Consider the following 1328-nt stretch of genomic DNA (forward strand, 5'->3'; position numbering starts at 1 on the left):
GGTGGCCTCGTCACATGGCAGAGGCGCAATGCCGCGCTTTGTAGAATGGGCGGTTGGGTGCGGCATCCGCCCTCGATCCTGGGAGTACCTATGGCGTTGATCGTGCAGAAGTACGGCGGCTCGTCGGTCGCCGACGCGGAGAGCATCAAGCGCGTCGCCAAGCGAATCGTCGACGCCCGCCGTGCCGGACACGAAGTCGTCGTGGCGGTCAGTGCGATGGGTGACACCACCGACGAGCTCCTCGACCTCGCCCACGAAGTCGCCCCCATCCCCGCGCCGCGTGAACTCGACATGCTGCTCTCGAGCGGTGAGCGCATCTCGATGGCTCTGCTGGCGATGGCCATCCACTCCATGGGCTTCGAGGCGCGCTCGTTCACCGGCAGCCAGGCGGGCATGATCACTGACGCCACGCACGGCGCGGCCCGCATCGTCGACGTCACGCCGGTGCGCCTGCGCGAAGCGCTCGACGAGGGCGCCATCGTCATCGTCGCGGGGTTCCAGGGGTTCAACCGCGACACCCGCGACATCACCACCCTGGGCCGCGGCGGCTCGGACACCACCGCCGTCGCCCTGGCCGCCGCCCTCGACGCCGACGTGTGCGAGATCTACAGCGACGTCGACGGCGTCTTCACCGCTGACCCCCGTGTCGTCCCCAAGGCCCGCAAGCTCGCCGTCGTCAGCAGCGAAGAGATGCTCGAGATGGCCGCCAACGGCGCCAAGGTGCTCTACATCCGCGCGGTCGAATACGCCCGCCGTCACGGTGTCATGATCCACGCCCGGTCGACGTTCTCGTCTGGAGTCGGCACGTACGTGCTGGCCCCCGGCATGAGTGCGCCCGACAGCGAAGAAGGAGCAGAGATGGAAGAGCCGATCGTCGCGGGAGTCGCGACCGACCTGGGCCAGGCCAAGGTCACCGTCACGGGCGTCCCCGACGTGCCAGGCAAGGCGGCGGAGATCTTCACCGTCATCGCGCAGTCCGGCGCCAACGTCGACATGATCGTGCAGAACGTCTCTGCGGCCACGACCGGCCGCACCGACATCTCCTTCACCCTTCCCAAGAGCGATGCCGCCACCGCGCTGCGCGCGCTCTCGGCTCGCCAGGGCGACATCGGGTTCGAGGGTCTCGTGCACGACGACCAGATCGGAAAGCTCTCGGTCGTCGGCGCCGGCATGCGCACCCACTCGGGTGTCTCGGCGACGCTCTTCGAGGCGCTCAGCACGGCGGGAATCAACATCGAGATGATCTCGACCTCGGAGATCCGCATCTCCGTCGTGGTGCGCGGCGACGACCTCGCCGCGGCGGCGCGCGTCGTGCACACCGCATACGG

The 1328-nt window shown here is 68.6% G+C and carries 1 protein-coding gene; it reads left to right on the top strand.

The features are described from left to right. Positions 1–90 precede the first annotated feature (90 nt). On the top strand, positions 91–1328 hold a 1238-nt coding region (locus NQ160_RS23865; protein ID WP_257517466.1), incomplete at its 3' end, for an aspartate kinase.

This window comes from Microbacterium sp. zg.Y909, assembly GCF_024626565.1.